This window comes from Qipengyuania aquimaris (genome assembly GCF_009827445.1).
Classification (GTDB): domain Bacteria; phylum Pseudomonadota; class Alphaproteobacteria; order Sphingomonadales; family Sphingomonadaceae; genus Qipengyuania; species Qipengyuania aquimaris.
Genome location: NZ_WTYI01000001.1, coordinates 430,447 through 450,909, shown reverse-complemented (window position 1 = coordinate 450,909; position 20,463 = coordinate 430,447). Strand labels below are relative to the sequence as shown.

General features: G+C 63.0%; 20 protein-coding genes. 8 read left to right on the top strand and 12 right to left on the bottom strand.

The features are described 5' to 3' along the window. The first annotated feature begins 69 nt into the window (after positions 1–69). Positions 70–600, top strand: coding sequence for a DUF2306 domain-containing protein (locus tag GRI34_RS02195; RefSeq protein ID WP_160594544.1), 531 nt, complete (start codon positions 70–72; stop codon positions 598–600). Here GRI34_RS02195 and cobT read toward each other — a convergent pair. From cobT to ubiA, 3 genes are all read right to left on the bottom strand, one after another. Next, positions 597–2,426, bottom strand: coding sequence for a cobaltochelatase subunit CobT (cobT, locus tag GRI34_RS02190; RefSeq protein ID WP_160594543.1), 1,830 nt, complete (start codon positions 2,424–2,426; stop codon positions 597–599). The genes GRI34_RS02195 and cobT overlap by 4 nt on opposite strands. 10 nt (positions 2,427–2,436) lie before the next feature. Continuing rightward, a complete protein-coding gene (fsa, locus tag GRI34_RS02185; protein ID WP_100260882.1) occupies positions 2,437–3,096 on the bottom strand; it encodes a fructose-6-phosphate aldolase in 660 nt (219 codons plus the stop codon). Positions 3,097–3,195: 99 nt separating this feature from the next. Then, entirely contained in the window at positions 3,196–4,113 is a 918-nt protein-coding gene (ubiA, locus tag GRI34_RS02180) for a 4-hydroxybenzoate octaprenyltransferase (protein WP_160594542.1), read from the bottom strand. Positions 4,114–4,152: 39 nt separating this feature from the next. On the opposite strand from ubiA, the gene GRI34_RS02175 reads away from it, so the two are divergent. From GRI34_RS02175 to GRI34_RS02165, 3 genes are read left to right on the top strand one after another with little or no spacing between them, the layout of a single operon-like run. Beyond that, positions 4,153–4,908, top strand: a complete 756-nt coding sequence (locus tag GRI34_RS02175; RefSeq protein WP_160594541.1) for a 16S rRNA (uracil(1498)-N(3))-methyltransferase — start codon at positions 4,153–4,155, stop codon at positions 4,906–4,908. A gap of 40 nt (positions 4,909–4,948) precedes the next feature. Further along, positions 4,949–6,319 carry a glutamate--cysteine ligase gene (locus GRI34_RS02170; protein WP_160594540.1) on the top strand — a complete coding sequence of 457 codons (1,371 nt, stop codon included), beginning with the start codon at positions 4,949–4,951 and terminating at the stop codon, positions 6,317–6,319. Between the two features lie 14 nt (positions 6,320–6,333). Continuing rightward, positions 6,334–6,636 (top strand): putative quinol monooxygenase, encoded by a 303-nt coding sequence (locus GRI34_RS02165; RefSeq protein ID WP_160594539.1) that lies wholly within the window; start codon positions 6,334–6,336, stop codon positions 6,634–6,636. Position 6,637: 1 nt separating this feature from the next. Here GRI34_RS02165 and GRI34_RS02160 read toward each other — a convergent pair whose 3' ends face one another. The 5 genes from GRI34_RS02160 to GRI34_RS02140 form a co-directional block, all read right to left on the bottom strand. Next, on the bottom strand, positions 6,638–7,993 hold the full coding sequence (locus GRI34_RS02160; RefSeq protein ID WP_160594538.1) for a methyltransferase family protein: 1,356 nt from the start codon (positions 7,991–7,993) through the stop codon (positions 6,638–6,640). Positions 7,994–8,045: 52 nt separating this feature from the next. After that, complete coding sequence (locus tag GRI34_RS02155) at positions 8,046–9,398, bottom strand: outer membrane protein assembly factor BamB family protein (protein WP_160594537.1); 1,353 nt, start codon at positions 9,396–9,398, stop codon at positions 8,046–8,048. Between the two features lie 21 nt (positions 9,399–9,419). Then, positions 9,420–10,196, bottom strand: a complete 777-nt coding sequence (locus tag GRI34_RS02150; protein ID WP_325065170.1) for a tetratricopeptide repeat protein — start codon at positions 10,194–10,196, stop codon at positions 9,420–9,422. A 137-nt stretch (positions 10,197–10,333) separates the two neighbouring features. Then, positions 10,334–11,479: a glycosyltransferase gene (locus GRI34_RS02145; RefSeq protein WP_160594536.1), complete on the bottom strand. Its 1,146-nt coding sequence runs from the start codon at positions 11,477–11,479 to the stop codon at positions 10,334–10,336. Continuing rightward, complete coding sequence (locus tag GRI34_RS02140; RefSeq protein ID WP_160594535.1) at positions 11,476–12,342, bottom strand: alpha/beta fold hydrolase; 867 nt, start codon at positions 12,340–12,342, stop codon at positions 11,476–11,478. Before GRI34_RS02140 ends, GRI34_RS02145 begins: the two co-directional genes overlap by 4 nt. An 80-nt stretch (positions 12,343–12,422) precedes the next feature. Between GRI34_RS02140 and GRI34_RS02135 the strand changes: the two genes are divergently transcribed. Next, positions 12,423–13,820, top strand: coding sequence for a protein adenylyltransferase SelO family protein (locus GRI34_RS02135; protein ID WP_160594534.1), 1,398 nt, complete (start codon positions 12,423–12,425; stop codon positions 13,818–13,820). Between the two features lie 100 nt (positions 13,821–13,920). After that, positions 13,921–15,321 (top strand): succinylglutamate-semialdehyde dehydrogenase, encoded by a 1,401-nt coding sequence (astD, locus tag GRI34_RS02130; protein ID WP_160594533.1) that lies wholly within the window; start codon positions 13,921–13,923, stop codon positions 15,319–15,321. A gap of 12 nt (positions 15,322–15,333) precedes the next feature. Here astD and GRI34_RS02125 read toward each other — a convergent pair whose 3' ends face one another. Then, entirely contained in the window at positions 15,334–16,047 is a 714-nt protein-coding gene (locus GRI34_RS02125) for a hypothetical protein (RefSeq protein ID WP_160594532.1), read from the bottom strand. Positions 16,048–16,259: 212 nt separating this feature from the next. Next, complete coding sequence (locus GRI34_RS02120; RefSeq protein WP_160594531.1) at positions 16,260–16,751, bottom strand: glycine zipper 2TM domain-containing protein; 492 nt, start codon at positions 16,749–16,751, stop codon at positions 16,260–16,262. Between the two features lie 180 nt (positions 16,752–16,931). Between GRI34_RS02120 and rarD the strand changes: the two genes are divergently transcribed. Next, complete coding sequence (gene rarD / locus GRI34_RS02115; protein WP_160594530.1) at positions 16,932–17,834, top strand: EamA family transporter RarD; 903 nt, start codon at positions 16,932–16,934, stop codon at positions 17,832–17,834. On the opposite strand, the gene pyrC is transcribed toward rarD, so the two are convergent. Then, positions 17,812–18,849, bottom strand: coding sequence for a dihydroorotase (pyrC, locus tag GRI34_RS02110; RefSeq protein ID WP_160594529.1), 1,038 nt, complete (start codon positions 18,847–18,849; stop codon positions 17,812–17,814). The genes rarD and pyrC overlap by 23 nt on opposite strands. A gap of 13 nt (positions 18,850–18,862) precedes the next feature. Continuing rightward, entirely contained in the window at positions 18,863–19,708 is an 846-nt protein-coding gene (locus GRI34_RS02105; protein ID WP_160594528.1) for a patatin-like phospholipase family protein, read from the bottom strand. A gap of 17 nt (positions 19,709–19,725) precedes the next feature. Here GRI34_RS02105 and ygfZ point away from each other — a divergent pair, with 17 nt between their 5' ends. Further along, on the top strand, positions 19,726–20,463 hold the full coding sequence (ygfZ, locus tag GRI34_RS02100) for a CAF17-like 4Fe-4S cluster assembly/insertion protein YgfZ (protein ID WP_160594527.1): 738 nt from the start codon (positions 19,726–19,728) through the stop codon (positions 20,461–20,463).

The following is a 20,463-nucleotide window of genomic DNA, read 5'->3' as shown; positions in this document are numbered from 1 at the left end:
TACATCGCCGAGTGTTTTGCGTAAATAGTGCAGCTAGCGTAGGCTCGACATTTGCGGAGGAGAATGGATATGGCTGACCTCTCGATCTTGCTGCAGATCCATATCGGCGCGGCACTTCTTGCAATTGTGACAGGCGCGATTGTTTTTCTCCTTCCCAAGGGAGACCTGCGTCACCGGCGATGGGCCTGCGCCTATGTCTTAGCCATGCTAGTAACGACGAGCGTCGTCGTCTTTGTACCAGCAACCGTCCTCGAGTTTGGGTCAAGCGGTTGGGGCTTTTTCCACCTGTTCATTGTCGTGGGCGGGATTAGCTCGCTCATAGGCATCTTCGCTCTGTGGAAGTGGAACCTGACACGAGATCCAGCTTGGCTACGCAATCATCAGATGCGCTTCGCTTTTTCTTATGCGGGTCTTCTGATGGCGGGATTTAGCCAGCTTGCTACCAATCCACGCTTTGGGGTGGTAGGCGTACTGAGCCCAGCCGCCTTCTGGACGATCTTTATCGCCACCAATCTGGCGATCCTCGGCATCGCGATGTTTTTAGTGGGTAAATATCTCGCCAAGGGCGATCCGCGGCGCCGCTACGCTTTGCGGCCCTAGCTCTTCTCCACCTCGAACAAGCCCGCAAGCTGCTCGATAATCGTGCCGCCGAGCTGTTCGACGTCCATGATCGTCACCGAGCGCTTGTAGTAGCGGGTCACATCATGGCCGATGCCGATGGCGGCGAGCTGGACGGGGCTTTGCTTCTCGATCCACTCGATCACCTTGCGCAGGTGGCCTTCCAGATAGCCCGCCTGGTTCACCGAAAGCGTGCTGTCGTCGACCGGCGCACCGTCGCTGATGACCAGCAGGATGCGGCGGTCTTCGGGGCGGGCGAGAAGGCGGGTGTGCGCCCACAGCAGCGCTTCGCCGTCGATGTTTTCCTTGAGCAGCCCTTCGCGCATCATTAGGCCGAGATTGCGGCGCGCGCGGCGCCATGGCTCGTCGGCCTTCTTGTAGATGATATGCCTGAGGTCGTTGAGGCGCCCCGGATCGGCGGGGCGGCCATCGGCGAGCCATGCCTCGCGGCTCTGCCCGCCTTTCCACGCACGGGTGGTGAAGCCGAGGATTTCGGTCTTCACGCCGCAGCGTTCGAGCGTGCGCGCCATGATGTCGGCGCTGATTGCGGCGATGGAAATCGGCCGCCCGCGCATGGAGCCCGAATTGTCGATCAGCAGCGTGACGACCGTGTCCTTGAACTCGGTATCGCGCTCCATCTTGTAGGAGAGCGCATGGCCGGGGCTGACGACCACGCGGGTCAGGCGCGCGACATCGAGCAGGCCTTCTTCCTGGTCGAAATCCCAGCTGCGGTTCTGCTGCGCCATGAGGCGGCGCTGGAGACGGTTGGCGAGCCGCGTGACGATGCCCTGCAGGCCCGCCAGCTGGCTGTCGAGATAGGCGCGCAGCCGGTCCAGTTCCTCGTGGTCGCACAGCTCGGGCGCTTCGATCACCTCGTCGAACTTGTCGGTATAGGCGCGGTAGTCGAAATCTTCGGGCAGATCGGTCCACGGGCGGTTCGGGCGGACGGGCTGCATGCCCTCGCCCTCTTCGTCCGAGGGATCACCGTCGGACATTTCCTGTTCGCCCTCGACGTCCTGGTCGGCATCGCCATCGGCCTCGCCGTCGGTAACCTCACCGCGCGCGTCGGTTTCCTGCGGCTGCGCCTCGCCCTCGTCTTCCTCGTCGGTGTCCTGGTCTTCTTCGGGCGTATCGCCCTCGTCCTCGTCACCGTCCTCGCGCCCCTCGTCCTCGGGCATATCGGGCAGAGTGAGTTCGAGATGCCGGAGCATTTCTATGGTCAGGTCCTGAAAGGCGCGCTGGTCATCGAGTGCGCCTGCAAGATCGTCCATATCGCTGCCGATCTTCGACAGGATATCCTCGCGCACCATGTCGACGCCTGCCTTGGCGCGTTCGGGGATCGCTTCGCCCGTCAGCGCCTCGCGGAGCATCAGCGAGAGCGCGGTCGGCAGCGGCACTTCGTTTGCCGCATCGGCGCGCGCGATCGGATCGCTCGCCGTGCGCAATTCGACCGCCGCGTCCAGATTGTCGCGAATGCCGGAATAGCGCGTGCTGCCGATCGCCTCGTAGCGCACCTGCTCGATCGCATCGTAGCAAGCTCTGGCAATCGGTTCAGGCGGCGCGCCGCGATTGTGCAGCGCTTCGTTATGATGGCGCAGGCGCAGCGCGAAGCTGTCGGCAAAGCCGCGCGCCTCGGTCGCCTGGTCCTTGGGCAGCGTCCGACCGGGCAGCGGAACGCGGAAGTTCTTGCCCGACTGGCTCGGACTGTCCGCGCTCCACGCAACCTCGACCTCCGGCTCCTGCGCCAGGGCGCGCGCGGTGCCGGTCAATGCCTGCTTGAAGCGGTCGAGGGGTGTCTGGTCGGTCACGTAGGCCTAGTTAGGACGTCGGGATGCTTTGGCCAGTCTTTTCCCAGTCCTTGATGAAGCCTTCCAGCCCCTTGTCGGTCAGGACGTGCTTGAACAGGCCTTTGATCACGGCAGGCGGCATGGTGGCGACATCGGCGCCGATCCGCGCGCTCTGCAGCACGTGGACGGGGTTGCGGATAGAGGCGACTAGGATTTCGGTTTCGAAGCCGTAGTTGGAATAGATCTGCGCGATATCGGCGATCAGTTCCATGCCGTCGAAGCCGTTGTCGTCGTGACGGCCGACGAAAGGCGACACGAAGGTCGCGCCAGCCTTCGCTGCCAGCAGCGCCTGGTTGGCGGAGAAGCACAGCGTCACATTGACCATGGTGCCGTCGCTGGTCAGCTTCTTGCAGGTCTTGAGGCCGTCGATCGTCAGCGGGACCTTGATGCAGACGTTGTCCGCGATCCGGCGCAGCGTTTCCGCTTCTTTCATCATGGTTTCATGGTCGAGCGCGACGACTTCGGCGCTGACCGGGCCATCGGTAAGACCGCAGATTTCCTTAGTCACTTCCATGAAATCACGACCCGACTTGGCGATCAGCGAGGGATTGGTCGTCACCCCGTCGAGCAGGCCGGTGTCGGCCATTTCCTTGATGTCGGCGATATCGGCAGTGTCGACGAAGAATTTCATGGGTGTGCGCTCCGCAAAAAGGCGAGAAAAGGTGTTACCCGCTGCAAGGCGATTGCGGGCTATGAGTCAAGGCTTGGCCGCCTGTGAACCACCCTTTGCTCACGCATTGCCGACGACGAAACACGCAGCAGCGACCAGCGCACCGGTCCAGCGGTTGGCGCGGAAGCGTTCCAGCGGATTGTCGGGATCGTCGCCATCGAGGGTGGCGACCTGCCAAACCAGATGCGCGGCGGCGGGCAGCAGGGCGACGAGGGCGATCCAGTCCGCCCGGTATAGCCAGAAGGCAAGCGCCCAAAGGGCCACGGCTGCACCATAGAACAGCGCGACGCCCCCGCGCACCCTGCCCCCAAGGCGGAGTGCGGATGAGCGGATGCCGACCAGCGCGTCGTCTTCGCGGTCCTGCATGGCGTAGATCGTGTCGTAACCGATCACCCACAGCGCAGCGCCCGCATACATTGCGATTAGCGCGTCGAGATTATCGGCGCGGAAATGGGTGAAGCCGACCAGCAGCCCCCAGGTGAAGACCATGCCGAGCCATGCCTGCGGCCACCAGGTGATCCGTTTCATGAAGGGATAGGCCGCGACCAGCGCAATGCTCGCCAAAGCGACCAATCGCGCCAGCGGCTCCAGTTGCAACAGGACGACAAGCCCGACGAGGCTCAGCGTGACCAGCCAGGCCCATGCAAGTTTCTTCGACACGCGCCCGCTCGCCACCGGGCGGCTGGCGGTACGCGCCACCTGCCGGTCGAGCTTGGCATCGACGATGTCGTTGTAGACGCAGCCCGCACCGCGCATGGCGATGCTGCCGAGCAATAACCAGCCGAGCAGCGCGAACTGCCAGCCTGCGCCTGCCAGCCACACGCCCCATGCGCAGGGCCAGAACAGCAGCCACCAGCCGATCGGCCGGTCGAACCGCGCCAGCATCGCAAGATCGCGCGGCAATTGCGGCAGGCGTTCGACCAGCCCGCGGTGCTCGCTGTCGGGGACGATCTGCTGGGTTGCGGGGCTGTCGTTCATCGCTTGCTTCCTACTGCGCGAGACGCCAACAGGCTAGCCATGCCTGCAACACCCGCCTGGCCGCCCAAGAGCGCTCCCCGCCTGTTCGTCGAAACCGAGCTTTCGAACCATACGACCGTTCAGATAGAGGGCAATCAGGCGCACTACCTGACCAAGGTCATGCGGGTGTCCCCCGGCGATGCGGTGATCCTGTGCGACGACGTGACCGGGGAATGGGCCGCCGAAGTGGTCGAAGCGGGCAAGCGCCATGTGACACTGCAACCGACCCACCACCAACGCCCGCGCGAACCGGTGCCGGATTTCTGGCTGTGCCCCGCGCTGCTGAAGAAAGACCGCTTCGACATGGTGCTGGAAAAAGCGACCGAGCTGGGCGTCGACCGGATCGCGCCGGTCATCACGCGGCGCTGTGTCGCAGACAAGCTCAACCTCGACCGTGCGTCTGCCATCGTCACCGAAGCGGCGGAGCAATGTGCCCGCACTGCCCTGCCCCAGGTGGCAGAGCCGGTGAAGCTCGACGCCCTCCTGCGCGAATGGCCCGAAGACCGCCTGCTTTTCTTCGCCGACGAGGAAGGCGGCGAACCGGCGGCCGACGCCTTCTGCTATGCAGACGGCCCTGCAGCCCTGCTCACCGGGCCCGAGGGCGGGTTCGACGATGCCGAGCGCGAGGCGATCCGCGCCCATCCCAACGCCCGCCCTATCAGCCTCGGCCCCCGCGTCCTGCGCGGTGAAACCGCGGCGATTGCGGGAATAGCGGTCTGGATGGCGGAAGCAGGCGACTGGATCGACGAGGAATAAATCCTTTGCGCAGCGGGATTGGGTTTTCTAACGCCACCCAATGAGCACGCGCGACACCTCCGCCAAGGAAGACCCGATCATCGAATCGCGCGACCAGTTGGTCGCCCCGATGCAGTCTGGCGAAAAACCAAAGGCCGACTGGCGCATCGGGACAGAGCATGAAAAGCTGGTGTTCCGCCGCGAGGATTTCCGCGCCCCTTCCTATGACGAACCAGGCGGCATTCGCGACATACTGATGTCGCTGCGCCAGTTCGGCTGGGAGCCGGTCGAGGAAGGCGGCAAGGTCATCGCCATGCGCGGCGACGACGGGACGGTCAGCCTCGAACCGGCCGGCCAACTGGAACTTTCCGGCGCGCCGCTCGAAAACCTGCACCAGACCTGCGCCGAAACCGGACGACACCTCGATCAGGTGAAGCGCGTCGGCGAAGACTGCGGCGTCGGCTTCCTCGGCCTCGGCATGTGGCCCGACAAGACCCGCGAAGAGCTGCCGATCATGCCCAAGGGCCGTTACGAGATCATGATGCGGCACATGCCGCGCGTCGGCACTCTCGGCCTCGACATGATGCTGCGGACCTGCACCATCCAGGTGAACCTCGACTATTCGTCCGAAGTGGACATGGTGCAGAAGTTCCGCACCGGCCTTGCGCTGCAACCGCTGGCAACGGCCCTGTTCGCGAATTCGCCCTTCACCGAAGGGAAGCCCAACGGATACCTGTCTTATCGCAGCCATATCTGGAGCGACACCGACTCGCATCGCACCGGCATGCTGCCCTTCGTGTTCGAAGACGGCTTCGGATACGAACGCTGGGTCGACTACATGCTCGACGTGCCGATGTATTTCGTCTTCCGCGACGGCAAGTACCTCGACGCGGCAGGCCTCAGCTTCCGCGACTTCCTCGATGGCAAGCTGTCGATCCTGCCCGGCGAAAAGCCGACGCAAAGCGACTGGTGGGATCACCTTTCCACCGCTTTCCCCGAAGTACGCCTCAAGAGCTTTCTCGAAATGCGCGGCGCCGACGGCGGTCCGTGGAGCCGCATTTGTGCCCTGCCCGCCTTCTGGGTCGGCCTGCTCTACGACCAGGGCGCACTCGATGCGGCGTGGGACCTCGTCAAGGACTGGACGATGGAAGAGCGCGAGAGCCTGCGCAACGCGGTGCCGAAGCTGGCGCTCGACGCGCCAATTCCCGGTGGTGGCAAGTTGCGCGACATGGCGAAGGAAGTGCTCGCCGTGGCCCGATCCGGCCTTGCTGCACGCGGCAGGCTCAATACCTCGGGCGACAACGAAACCGGATTCCTCGAAACGCTCGACGAGATCGTCGCCAGCGGCAAGGTACCCGCCCAGGTCATGCTCGATCGCTATCACGGCGAATGGGGCGGCGACATCAAGCGAGTCTACAAATACAGCTTCTGAGAGAGGACACGGCGATGATCCAGATTAACGGCACGATCCGACTGGCCGAAGGTATCGACAGCAACACGCTGGACGCGATCATCACCATGGTCCGCGCAAGCCGGGCAGAAGACGGCTGCCTCGATTACACTTTCGCGCGCGACCTCGCCGATCCCAACACGCTAGTCCTGTTCGAGCGGTGGCGCGACAAGGAAGCGCTCGATGCGCACGGCAAATCCGCCCACATGGCGGCTTTCCAGGAAGTCATGGCGAACAACCCGCCCGTGTCGCGCGACCTGCGGATCTACGAAACCGACGACGGCCAGCCGCTCGGCTGACCTATTCGGCAGGCTGTGCGGATGCCGCGGGCCCCGGCGCAAATTTCGCGAACAACCTCGTCAGCGGCGCGGTGATCAGGCCGTTGCGCCCCATCCACGCATAATAGTCGCGGTACTTCTGGTCCTCGGCCAGCAGGTGCGCTTCTTCCGTGCGCGCACGCCAATAGTAGATGCCATTGACGCACAGCAGGAAGAAGGTGTTGCGGATCGCATCCACCGGGCTCTGGTTGACGACCAGGAACGGCATCACACTGCACCACCAGAACAGGTTCTTGGACAGGTATGCAGGGTGTCGGGTGAAGCGGTACGGGCCATTGGTCAGGACACCGCGATAAGTAAGGTTGGAAAACCGGATACCGAAGGCGAAGGTCGCCCACGCATAGATCGCAGTCAGGAAGACCAGCAATCCGGCCCACAGCCACAGGATTACCTCGTTTCCGGCCAGCCAGTAATGCCACTGCTCGACATTGTGTTCGTAGCTCATGACCTGCCCGTTGCCGAGGATGCCCCACACGAAGGGTGGATAGCAGATCAGCGCCGCCAGCCAGCCGCCGAGGAAGGGGTTGCCGGAACGGATATGCGCATCCAGCGGACGCAGGGTCACAATATACCCGACCGCGCCCACCATCACATCGATCAGAAACAGCAGGTTGATCAGCACTACGGCGTAGACCACGGGGTTGGACAGGAACTCGTAGAAGTCCGCGTTCACCACATTGGCGAAATTGACCGGCACGATCGAGATCATGAAAGCGCCGAAGAACGCCTTGATGATCCACGCACGCCAGTGCTTCAGCACCTCTGCGCGGTCCCAGTCGTCGCGCATGAACAGCATGGCGCCAAAATGCCAGGGATGGTCCCGCGGGTTCTTCATCACGCGGTCGAGCCACAGGACATAGGGCACCGATAGCACCACCATCGCAGCGCCCATCACCGCCAGCACCTTGAGCGCGTAGATGTAGTTACCGGTCCAGTACCAGCGACACAGGCAATAAAGCGCGACCAGGATCGCCCAGGTCGCCCACAGTCCCGCAATCTTGGTCAGCGAGGTCTCAAGATCGGGCTTGCGACTCTTCGCGAGCGTCCAGTCGATGCCGGTCGAGGGGCGCAGGTGCACCTTGTCGATGAATATCGACCACGCAACCATCGGGATCGTAATGAAGACCAAGCCCGCAATGGCTGCATTGGGTCCAACCAGAGGCTCACGCGGACCCGGCAGATCCCAGAATTCGGCAATTCCCGCCCAATCGCGCGCGATCCACACCCACAAGAGCAAAGCGGCAAGCCCCACCAGCCCGACGGCTGGCGCGACATCGCTTGCTGGACGCGTATCCGGAACAGGTGCGTTCGTAGCCATTGCCGCACCCTATAGCGCGGCAATGGTAAACGGCACGAAAACTATCGCGTGCTTAACGGAACGCGGTGATCGTGCCGCTGTCGTCGAGGACGAAGAGCGTTTCGTTCGCGACCACGGGGGGTAGGCTGATCGCCTCTTCCAGCTCGGTGAACAGGGTGGCAGAGCCTTCACCGGTGCTGATGCGCCAGATCTCGCCGTTGGAATTCACCGCCCACAGCTGGCCGCCGGCAAGAACCGGACCCTGCCAGAAGATCGGGTTCTTCTTCTTTTCCTCGTTCTCGTAACGCGGCATCTGCGTCAGCCAGCGGACCTTGCCGCTGCTGCGCTGGATCGAGATCAGCCGCGCATCGTCGGTCAGCGCGAAGATCCACTCGCCAGCAATGGCCGGGGTCGAAATGCCGGCGACGTTGAGTTCCCACAGGCGCTGGCCCGTGACGAGCTCGTAGGCGGCCATGCGGCCACCCTGGCCAAGCGCGTAGACGCGGCCATTATCGATGATGGGATCGGCGTCGATGTCCGACAGCGCACCGACCTGTGTGGAGATCGAGGTACGCGCCAGGGCGTCCGCCCACAGGCTGCGACCGTTTTCATAGCGATAGGCGATGAGTTCGCCCGATGTGTATCCGGCGACCACCGTGCCCTGACCTGCGGCCGGAGCAGCAACGCCGAACACGCCGGCCATGGTCGTCGAACCCGATTCGTCCCACTGCAGGCTGCCGTCCGCTGCGTTTAGCGCGTAGAGCAGATTGTCCTGCGTCATAACGAAGACGTTGTCGAAGGCCAGCGTCGGCGAACCGCGCAGCGGACCGCCCGGCTTCACCTTCCACTGTTCGGCACCGGTCTGCGCGTCGAGCGCGAAGACGTTGCCGGCGCCGTCCGTGCCGTAGACCTTGCCAGCGCCGTAGCTGACGCCGCCGCCGAACGCGGACGGGCGCGTATCGTCGCTCAATTGCGACTGGTAAGTCCACTGGCGCGCACCGCTTTGCGCATCGAAGGCAGAGATGCGGCCATCGGTCCCCATGGCGAACAGTTTGCCGCCGCCGATGACGGGCGAAGCGCCCAGGCGCTGGCGATTATCGGCCCCGGCCACATCGACGGTAAATGCGCGGGTCGGCGTTTGCGAAAGGGCGAGGTGCCCGTAGCTCTTGCTGGCGGTGCCGCCTGCCTGGCCCCATTCTGCATTGGCCTGCGCCGGCGGAAGGACCACCGAAACGCCAGCCAGCGAAGGATCGACCTTCGCGCCGGTTTCGATACGCGAAAGGATCGGCTCACGATCGCCGAGGGTCGGGGTCGTCTTCTTGTCGTCGGATCCCCCGAACAGGCCGCCGTTGCAGGCTCCCAGGCCCAGGGCCAGGGTTGCGGCAATCATGCCGCGCGTGATCGATTTGACTTTTGTCTGGCTCATCTTGGGTCCGTCTATGATCGGTTATTCGCTGGATGCGTCGGATTGGTTGTCGACACGCTGGCTGTCGAGCAGTTCCTCGACATCGTCCACGGCATCTACGCCGAGCACACCAGCCATGTTGAGCACGCGTGCACGGGTGCCTTCCGGCGTCGCATCGTCGCGGGCTATCTGCCCGAACAACGCACCGGCTTCCGCGCGCTTGCCCTGCTTGAGGTAGGCATGGGCCACAAGCTCGCCGGCAGTCGCAAAGAACGGCTCGCCCGGCGTCGCCAGCGGCTGGAGCTTGGCAACGACTTCAGCCGGCGCCATCGAGTCGAATTGCACAGTGACCTGTCGGATCAGCGCGATGTCCCGCAGCGTCTGCGGCGCACCTTCGTTGGCAGCGACTTCCCCGAACAGCTTGGCCGCTTCTTCGGAATTGCCTTCTTCCGCAGCCATTCCTGCGCGCAGCATCTTGGCGCTGATTGCCGGAGTGCCTTCGCCTTCCACGCCGTCGAGCCGTTCGAGGGCAGCCGAGGTATTGCCTGCCTCAAGCTGGTCGAGTGCGACCACGAGCGCTTCGGATTGGCTTTCGGTGGCCGCTTCGTTGCTATTGTCCCACCAAAGGTAGCCGCCGAATGCCGCAAGACCGACGATCAGCACGCCGATCAGCGGCTTGCCATAAGTCCCCATGAAGCTTTCCATGTCGCCCTGGCGGACGGCATCGTCGACCTCGCGCAGGAGGGCTTCCTGCTCGGCAGCCTCGGCGCGGGATTTCTTCTCTTCGCGGGTGAGTTCGGTCTTGGGTTTGCGGGCCACTGCGGCTCGGTCTCCATTAAAGGCAAATCTGTGGCCGGGTCTTTAGGCATAGCGCGATAAGAGGGCAATGCCTGTCCATCCGGGGAGCAAGCCTGTCCCCCGACGGGTGAACACGCGATGAAACGCTGCGCCCCGCGCTAGAACTCCCGGCGCATGGCGCTGGAATAGAGGCGGCGATAGGTCGCAACCATCTTGTCACGATCAAATTCGGCACGAGCCTTGGCCTGGTTGGCGGCACCGATCCGCTCCGCGCGGACGGGATCGCGGGCCATGTCGCGCAAATAGGCCGATAGCGCGCCCTCGTCGCCCGCTGGTGTAATGAACTCGCGGTTCTCCTCTGCCACGATGTCCTTGATATCGCCGACATCGGGCGCGACGAGAGGAAGGCCTGCCGCCATCGCTTCGACCACGGACAGGGGAAACTGCTCCGAATCGCTCGACAGGGCGAAAATATCGAACAGGCCGATGACCCGCGCCGGGTCCTTGACGGCGCCGGTCAGGTGGACACGGTCATGCAATTCCAGCCGGTCGATCTCGGCCTCGATCGCGGTGCGCTCATTGCCTTCGCCGACAATGACGAGATGCCAGTCGCCGCCCATGGGTGCAAAGGCGCGCACCAGACGCGGCAGGTTCTTCACGGCACGCAGCGCCGCCAAAGTGCCAACCCAATATTCGCCCTTGCGCTTGATCAGGCGCAAGGTGTCGGGCTTGGGCCGCATGGCGAAGGCCTTGGTGTCGATGCCATTCGGTATCCGCTTCACGCGGCCGAGCGGTTGCTGCCATTCGACGAGTGCGATCTCCTCCAGCGTCTCGGACGGCACGACCAGACCCGAGGATTTACCCAGCGCGATCCGGCGATACCAGGTCCGGCTGCGCTTGCGCTTTTTCAGTTCGCTTTCATCGAAGCCGTCTTCGTGATGGATCAGCGGCGGCAGGTCGAGCGCTTCGGAAAACATCGTGTGCGCCATCACCGCATCCATCGCGCCCCAATTATAGGTGAGCACTAGGTCGTATGGCTTCATGGCCTTGGCGATCTTCATCAGTCGCCCGGGAAGCGGTGTGCCCTTGAGGCTCGGGAAATCCGGCTGCAGCGTGACGCGAATACCGTTGGCGATGCCATCCGCCGCGTCCAAGCGATCCGGTTCCGCCGAAACAATTGTATGGGCCAGCCTGCCCCCGAAAGCGTTGATCAGCTCAACCGTGCGGCGCTCCTTGCCGCCCGCAGCGAAGGTCGATTGCAGGTGCAGGACGCGCGGCACGCCGCCGCCGGATTTCGCGCTCATTTTACGCTGGCGAGAAGGGAATCGATGGCCGTGCGCACTTCCGGCTCATCCAGAGTGGGTGCATGTCCGGCATCTTCCACGACCACGACATCGGCATTGGGCGCGCGCTTCTGCATTTCGGCGAAGGCATCGGCGCTCAGCAAGGCGGACAGTCCGCCGCGCACCAGCAGCAGCGGATTGCTCGCCAGCGCCTCGAAACCGGGCCACAGGTCGGGTGGGACCGCATTTTCGTCGGCATCGTTGAACGGGTCCGCGATTTTCATGTCGTAATCGAAGGCGATGCGGCCATTGCTGCACACGGTCATCCCGCGCTTGGCCATCGCGATCCAGTCTTCCGTATCGAACGATGGATGCGATTCCCCGTGCACTTCCTCCAGCGCGCGCGCTGCGTGCATCCAGGTCGGGAAGCTGCGGCCCTGCCCCAGATAGGTGCGGATCTTCTCGATGCCCGCCGGATCGACCACCGGACCGATATCGTTGAGCAGTGCGGCAGCGATACGCTGCGGCATGGCCTGCGCGATCAGCATGGTCATAAGACCGCCCATCGACGTGCCGATCGAAACGAACTTCTCGATGCCTTCCTGTTCGAGCAGCGCCAGGACGTCGCCGATATAATTCGGAACGGCATAGGTTGCGCTGTCTTCGGCGTAATCGCTTTTCCCGCGACCGCGCATGTCGGGCACGATCACTCGCCAGCCCTGCTCGGCGATATGCGCCGCGACGTCTTCGAAATCCTTGCTGTTGCGGGTCAGGCCGTGAAGGCACAACACCGGAGGGCGATCGTTCGCCTCTCCATAATCGCGGAAATAGAGGGTCAGGCCCTCGGCGCTTTGCCAGCTACGCTCGCTGTATTCAGTGCTCATAGAAAGCGCGGTAGCGCCTAGCGCGGCAAATTTCGAGCCATGACTTGCGTGCAGTGTCTCGGGACCACATCTCCAATGCGATGCCAGATGCCCCACACCCTGCCGCCTACCGTCCCGACACGCCGATCCTAGGCCTGAGTGATTGGCTTGGCGATCCAGTCGAAGCGGCCGATTTTCCCGAAACGAAATTGCGGTTTCGCAACGATCGCTGGGCGGCAGCGGTTGGCCTAGCGGACCTGAACGACGAGAACTGGGCACGTCATTTCGGTCGATTTTCCCCGCTGCCCCATAACCTGCCCCACCCTCTCGCCCTGCGCTATCACGGACACCAGTTCCGCGTGTACAATCCCGAACTGGGTGACGGGCGCGGGTTTCTCTTTGCGCAGCTGCGCGACGGGGAGGACCGCCTGCTCGATGTCGGCACAAAGGGATCGGGCCAGACTCCGTGGAGCCGAGCCGGCGACGGCCGCCTGACCTTGAAGGGTGCAGTGCGCGAAATCCTCGCCACCGAAATGCTCGAAGCGCTCGGGGTGAATACGTCGAAAACTTTCAGTGTCATAGAGACCGGCGAGCAACTCCAGCGCAATGACGAACCCTCGCCCACGCGATCGGCGGTCATGACGCGGCTGAGTCACGGGCATATCCGCATCGGCACTTTCCAGCGCTTGCTGGCCCTGGAAGAGAAAGAGCACATGGAAGCGCTGGTCGAGTACTGCCTGACGCAGTTTCCTGGCCCTCCCCCGCCAGAGGAAGCACCGGGCCGCGATGAGCCCGCGGTGCGCCTGATGCACCAAGTGGTCGAGCGGCTGGCCGATCTGGCCGCCGCCTGGATGGTCGCAGGCTTCGTCCACGGCGTGCTCAACACCGACAACATGAACGTCACTGGCGAGAGTTTCGATTACGGCCCCTGGCGTTTCCTGCCGCAATGGAAGCCCGGTTTCACCGCAGCCTATTTCGACCACTCGGGCCTCTATGCCTTCGGTCGCCAGCCCGAGGCATTGCACTGGAATTGCGGCCAGTTCGCGATTGCGCTGAGGCTGATCTGTGACGCCCCGCCCCTCATTGCGGCGATGGAACGCTTCGGTCCGCTCTACATGGATGCGATCGCCAGGCGCTGGTGCTGGCGTCTTGGCGTGGTGCCCAAGGGCGGTGACGACGACGCGCGGCTGGTCGGCACCTGCGAGGCACTGATGGCGGAAAGCGAGGCACAGCCGGATGAGTTCTTTTTCCGGCACCGGGGTGGCAGGAATGCGAATGGCGATCTTGCCGCTGCACTTTCAGGATACGAAGCTGCCTCGGACACGCATGACTACTGGTCCGACGAAGCGCCTCAATCGATGCTGATCGAGGAGGTCGAAGCCATCTGGGCCGCGATCGACAGGGACGACGACTGGGCTCCGCTCCACTCGAAGATCAAGGCGCTGCGTCGCATGGGCAGCGCCCACGGTCCGGCACCCGTTCTCTCCGATGAGCGCTAGGGCAGCACACTTGATTTGACGCGCAGGCGCGGCTGTCACATAGGCGGCGCGAGAAGCTCGCTTGAGCGAGAGGAAGGGACGATACGTGTCGCAAGCCGAAATGATTTCTACCGAACCGGCCACCGGCAAACTGCTCTGGAAGGGCGAAGCCGGAAGCGTCGAGCAAGCGATTGATACGGCCGTAAAGGCGAAAACCGACTGGGCACGCCAGCCGGTCGGCCAGCGCATCGAACTTGTCCGCCGCTTTGCCAACGAAGTGCGCAAGCAGGCCGAGCCTTTCGCGGAGCTCATCGCGCGCGAAACGGGCAAGCCCCTATGGGAAGCCAAAACCGAAGTCGAAGCCGTAATCGGCAAAGTAGAGATTTCGGTCACGGCCTATGCTGAACGCACTGGCCAGAAAAAGTTGAACAGTGCGCTTCAAGGTACGGCGGCCCTGCGTCACAAGCCTCATGGCGTGATGGCTGTTCTCGGCCCCTACAACTTCCCGGCGCACCTTCCCAACGGCCACATCGTGCCCGCCCTGATCGCGGGTAACGTCGTGATCTTCAAGCCCAGCGAGAAGACTCCCGCCGTCGGCGAATTCCTGGTGAAATGCTTCAATGCCTCGGGCATTCCGCAAGGCGTCGTCCAATGCCTCCTTGGTGGTGTGGAAGAAGGCAAGGCGCTGGTCGAACACGCGATGGTCGACGGCGTCCTCTTCACCGGTTCGGCTCGCGCGGGAATTGCGATCAACCGCAAGCTGGCAAGCAATCCGGCCAAGATCGTCGCACTGGAAATGGGCGGCAACAACCCGATCGTCATGCTCGACACGCCCAAGATCGAGGATGCCGCGGCAACAATCATCCAGTCCGCTTTCACGACTGCGGGCCAGCGTTGCACCGCAGCGCGCCGCTTGATCGTGGTAGATAGCATTTACGACAAGATCGTCCCGGCGGTGAAACAGCTGGCGGAGAAACTGATCGTCGGTGAACCCTTTGCCGATCCGCAGCCCTTCATGGGGACCGTCATCGACAACCAGACTGCAGACCTCCTGTCGGAAAGCTTCGTCGCGCTGATCAGTCGCGGTGGCAAGCCGGTGATGCATATGAAGCGTCCCGACGAACAGCTTCCCTTCCTGTCGCCTTCCATTATCGATGCGACCGAAATGAGCGATCGGCCCGATATCGAGCTATTCGGGCCGCTGCTGCAAGTGATACGCGTGAATGATTTCGACGCGGCCATCACGGAAGCCAACAACACGCGTTATGGCCTCTCCGCCTCGCTGATGGGTGGTAAGCCAGAAGATTTCGAGCGCTTCTGGTTTGAAGCACGCGCGGGTATTCTCAATTGGAACCGTCCAACCAACGGTGCATCATCTGCCGCCCCGTTCGGCGGCGTCGGACTTTCGGGCAATCACCGTCCTGCAGCTTTCTATGCCGCGGATTACTGCGCCTATCCGGTCGCTAGTACGGAAATGGACCAACCGCGTGCCAGCATAGGGATCGGCCTCAAGGAAGGCTGATCCCGGCGGGCCTCAACGTTTGCTGGTAACGAGGTCGATTTCGGTGACCTTGCCCGGGATTGTGCGAGCATAGATGACCATCGCGCTCTGCCCATCGATGGCAGACAGGACGTTTTCGCCGCCTTTGAGCACATGCTCAACCTTGTAACCTGCGTCATCTGCGCGGGTGGCGTAAAATGCCAGAACATCGCTCTTCGGCACGCCGGTGCGGAAGGTGACAGCGCGAACCGAACAGGATCCGTCGTCACTGCCCGCGGCCTCGATGGTGTTGCCGCGTGGATAGATCGGGAATTCGGCCGGAAGTTTAGCCGACCACGAAGCCGAATAGCTCACTTTTTCAAAGCAATTGGTGTTGCCGGGGCCCTGAAGCGCGCGTGCCGCCTGGACCATGGCTGGCGTGTCCGCTGCGTCCTCTCCCAGTCGCTTTGCGGTCGGCAGCGCGTCCATATTGGCGCTGCCGCCCACCATCTGGACTGCCCGGCTGCGTGCATCCTCGATCGCGCGCTCTGACGTGTCGATCTTGGGGATGTTCTGGTTTCCCGTGCCGGACAATGCGGCGCCTTCTTCGCTGCTGTTCGCAAGGTCGGGATCGGTCGCGAGATTTTCGTTGAGCGCGCCTTGGCTGGCGGCGTTCATGTCATCGCCGTCCTCGGCATCTCCATTGCCGCCCGAACAGGCGGCGAGCATCGCGATGGGGGCAGCAAGGGCAATCAGGCGCAGCTTCATTTCTGGCATCTCCGGCACAATTCCAGAGTGATATGCCCTCCCCGCGCCAAATTGACCATACGCTGCGCAAGCATGGCTCAATGCGGGACAATGTAGCACTCTAGCATAAAGGGCGCCGCCCGCCCCTCTGGTGAGGGTGCGGACGACGCCCGACACGACCCGAAGGTCGCGCTATCAGCCGCGGGTGGGCACGGCCTCAAGCTATTGTCTGATTAGCCGCAGCGGGTGCTCGAGCGATCAATGGAGCGTCCAAGAAGGGCACCTGCAGCGCCGCCGATGATTGCCCCGAGCGTACGGTCCCCGCCGCGACCGGCCACCTCATGGCCGATCAGTGCGCCTACGCCTGCACCGATCAGGAGACCGGTCGTGCCGTTCTCGCGCTCGCAATAGTAACGTCCGTCGCGGCCGCGCCAGATGCGGGTGTTGCGATAGACCGGCTGTCCGTAATCGCGGTCGTAACCCATGTAATAAGGGCGCGGTGCGCGATAACCGCGATAGTCGTCGTAATGGCCGCGATGATGGCGTTTCCAGTGCTTGCGCTTGTGCTTCTTGCCATGCTCGTAAGTCATGTCGCCGGCGATCGATGCCGCGACACTTTGTGCCTGCGGGGCGGCATGGGCCGGTACTGCGGCAGATGCCGGAGCGGCGAGGGTGAGGCCGGTGGCCGCGAGGGCCAGCGAAGCAGTCTTGAGAAACGTTGCCATAGTTCAAATCCTTGGTCGTATTCGACTCGGGTGCGTCGATGGCGTTCAGGATTACGCGCCGCTTCCTGAACGATTTGCAACGCCGCAGTCAGCTTTGTTCAGTCTCGACGAGTTGAGTATTAACACACGACGAATTGAGGCTTGCGGCCCGATAGAACCGGGCCTAGGCGGCAGCGGTTCATGGACACGACAGAATCCGACCAGCGCCGTTCGGGCCTTACCTCTGCGCTGGGTGCCTATGTGATTTGGGGATTCCTGCCGCTGTACCTGCTTCTCGTGAAAGAGGTTCCGGCGTTCGAATTTGTCGGCTGGCGCATTCTTTGGACGCTTCCCCTGTGTCTCGTAATCGTGGCCGTGAGAAAGCAATTGCCCCAGCTCAGAGCCGCCTTTGCGACACCGAAGGTGATGCTGCTCCTGCTGACCAGCGCAACTCTGATCGCGGTCAACTGGGTCGTTTATGTTTGGGCAATCCAGCAGGGCAATGTCTACGCGGCCAGCCTCGGCTATTACATCAATCCGCTCGTCAATGTGCTGCTCGGCACGCTGCTCTTGGGAGAGCGATTGAGCCGCGCGCAGTGGGCGGCGGTCGCTCTGGCGGGGATCGGCGTTTCCATGCTGCTGGCCGGAGCGCTGACGACGCTATGGATCAGCCTGACCCTGGCGCTGAGTTTCGGCACCTACGGTCTTATCCGCAAGCAAGTGGACGTGGGCGCCCTGCCCGGCCTCACCATCGAATCCATGCTATTGAGCCTACCTGCAGCAGGTGTCGCAATATATTATTCAGGCTTGCCTGCCGGGTCCTCTTTCACCCAGTCCTTCGGGCTCGGCGCGGCGATCATGCTGGGCGGCGCGCTGACCGCGTTCCCGCTCCTGCTGTTCGCCATCGCTGCGCGCAAGCTGCCCTACTCTACGCTGGGCTTCATCCAGTTCCTTGCGCCCAGCATCGTCTTCTTACTGGGCCTCACGGTATTCGGCGAAGAACTGAAATGGGCGCAGGCCGCTTGCTTCGCCTGCATCTGGACAGCCGCGGCGATCTTCGTCTGGGACCTTTGGAGCCGCTCTAGGACGCCAGCCGCCAGTTGAGCGTTTCCCCGGCGTGGAAGGGGACGATGCGCGCCTCCCCGCCGTCGACTTCGTCCGGAACCTCGACTGCGACCTTTTCCAGCGTGATCGTCTCTTCATTGACGGGCAGGGAATAGAAAGCCGGACCATTCAGGCTGGCGAACGCTTCGAACCGGTCCAGCGCATCCTCCTCGTCGAACACCGTGACATAGCTTTCCAGCGCGAAAGGCGCGTTGAAGATCCCTGCACAGCCGCAAGCAGATTCTTTGTCATGGCGGTGGTGCGGCGCACTGTCGGTGCCGAGGAAATACTTGGCCGATCCACCGGTCGCGGCCTTGCGCAGTGCAAGACGATGCTCTTCCCGCTTGGCCACCGGCAGGCAGAACATGTGCGGCCTGATCCCGCCCACCAGGATGGCGTTGCGGTTGATGTGGAGGTGCTGCGGCGTAATCGTCGCCACGATGTTGGGACCCGACGCATCCACGAAGTCGACCGCTTGCCGCGTGGTGATGTGTTCAAAGATGATCTTGAGTTCCGGAAGGCGCTGCACCAGCGGGGCAAGTACCCGGTCGATGAACACGGCTTCGCGATCGAAGATATCGATATCGGCGTGGGTGACTTCGCCGTGGACGCACAGCGGCATCCCGATTTCCGCCATCTTCTCGAGGACGTGCTCGATATTGGCCACGTCTGTGACACCGTGGGTCGAATTGGTAGTGGCACCTGCCGGGTAGAGCTTGGCAGCGGTGAGTACGCCTTCGACATAGCCCGTAGCCAGATCCGCCGGGACGGTTTCGTCGGTGAGATAGGCGGTCATTAGCGGCGTGAAGTCGACACCCGCCGGCACCGCCGTGTTGATCCGGTCGCGGTATGCTCTCGCCAGCGCACTGGTGGTGACCGGGGGCGACAGGTTCGGCATCACGATCGCTCGCGCGAACTGGCGGGCGGTATGCGGCACGACCGCTTCCATCGTCGCTCCGTCGCGGAAATGCAGGTGCCAATCGTCGGGGCGGCGGATGGTGAGTGTCTGTGTCATGATCGCGCTTCCCTTAGCCATGCTTTCGCTGATCTGCCAGCCATGACCGCGCATCCTCTTCACCCTGCTCCCATGTCCGTGTGACCTTTTCGGCATTGGCGAAGTCGATCTTGTCGGCAGCGACTTCACGGCTTGGCTGTACGTAGGTCTTGCGTGCCTCATCGGGGAAGTGGGCATAGCGGCTCGATAGCAGCGTCAGCGTGCGGCCTTCATCCGGCTGGGGCGGCGGCGCTTTGTCGAGCATACCACCGTCGAGCACGCGGTCTCCCTCCCACTGCGGGACATCGAATACCGGGGGAATTGTCGCAGCGGCGCAGATAAGGTCCACCAGGGCACCATCGCGGGCCGCCTGCCTCGCATCCACGCACAATGTCGTCAGGCCTGCATGGCGCGGCCAGGTCAGGTGGGGAGTGGAACGGACCGCCTGATCCAGCTTGTAGAGCACCCCGTAAAAGAGCGCGGCGGCCATGGGCGGCATGCCGCGGGGCGGACACGACAGATAGACCTGGAACTGCGGACCTTCGGCTATCCGCTCGATCGCTTCGGCATCCAGCGTCGTTTCGACCACAGCGCGGTAGATTTCCTGATGCGGCGTGAAATTCGATCGATTGCGGGCATAGTTCGCTTCATTGATCTCGAAGGCGTCGGTCATGAGCATCAGCAGATCGCGTTCACGGCCTCCGATCCAGGTGGCCGCGCTCAGGGCGCCGCCGGAAACTCCGCTGATCCTGACTGGGTCGAGCGCAAGCGCATCGCCCGCTTCGGCCAGGAAACCGCCATGCCAGAAGCACCGTATTCCCCCACCGGAGAAGACCAATTGTTCGAAATCGAAGTCCACGACATTGCCTATGGCCAGCATCCGCCTATCTGTCACCCATGACTGCAAGCCGCCTGTTCGACCGCGCCCTTGTCCGCTTGACCCCGACCGACGGGGAGGAGGATGTCGCTGCCTTCTTGCAGGGACTTCTAACCAACGACGTCTCGGGGGTCTTGCCGGTTTACGCAGCGCTCCTGACACCGCAGGGCAAGATGATGTTCGACATGTTTGTGTGGCCAGCTGCGGATGGCGAGATCCTGCTCGATTGCGAGCAAGAACAGGCTGAAAGCCTCGCCAAGCGCCTCTCCCTCTACCGCTTGCGCCGCAAGATCGACATCGGCGTTGACGAAAGCCTTGGCGTCCATTGGCAGAAAGAGCCGGGAGATGGCGGCGCAGCCGACCCGCGCCTAGCGTCATTGGGGCAGCGGTGGCTGGCACCAGTTTCCGATGATGACGAGGCCGCTGACGAGGCCTATCGCGCGCATCGCCTGGCTCTAGGGGTTCCGGAAGGCTACGGCGAAATGGGCGATATCCTGTGGCTGGAGACAAATGCTGTGGAGCTGCACGGCGTGGCTTTCGACAAGGGATGCTACATCGGCCAGGAAAATACCGCGCGGATGAATTGGCGCAGCAAGGTCAACCGCCGCCTGATGGTGGTCCCACTCGCCACATCCGACGAAAAGCGGCGCAAGGCAGCCTATGCCGAACTCGGGCTGGCGGTCGACCATCTGCGCGTTGCCGACATCGACCCCGCAACGGCCCCCGTCTGGCTTGGGCATGCCTTCGTCGAGGAGTGA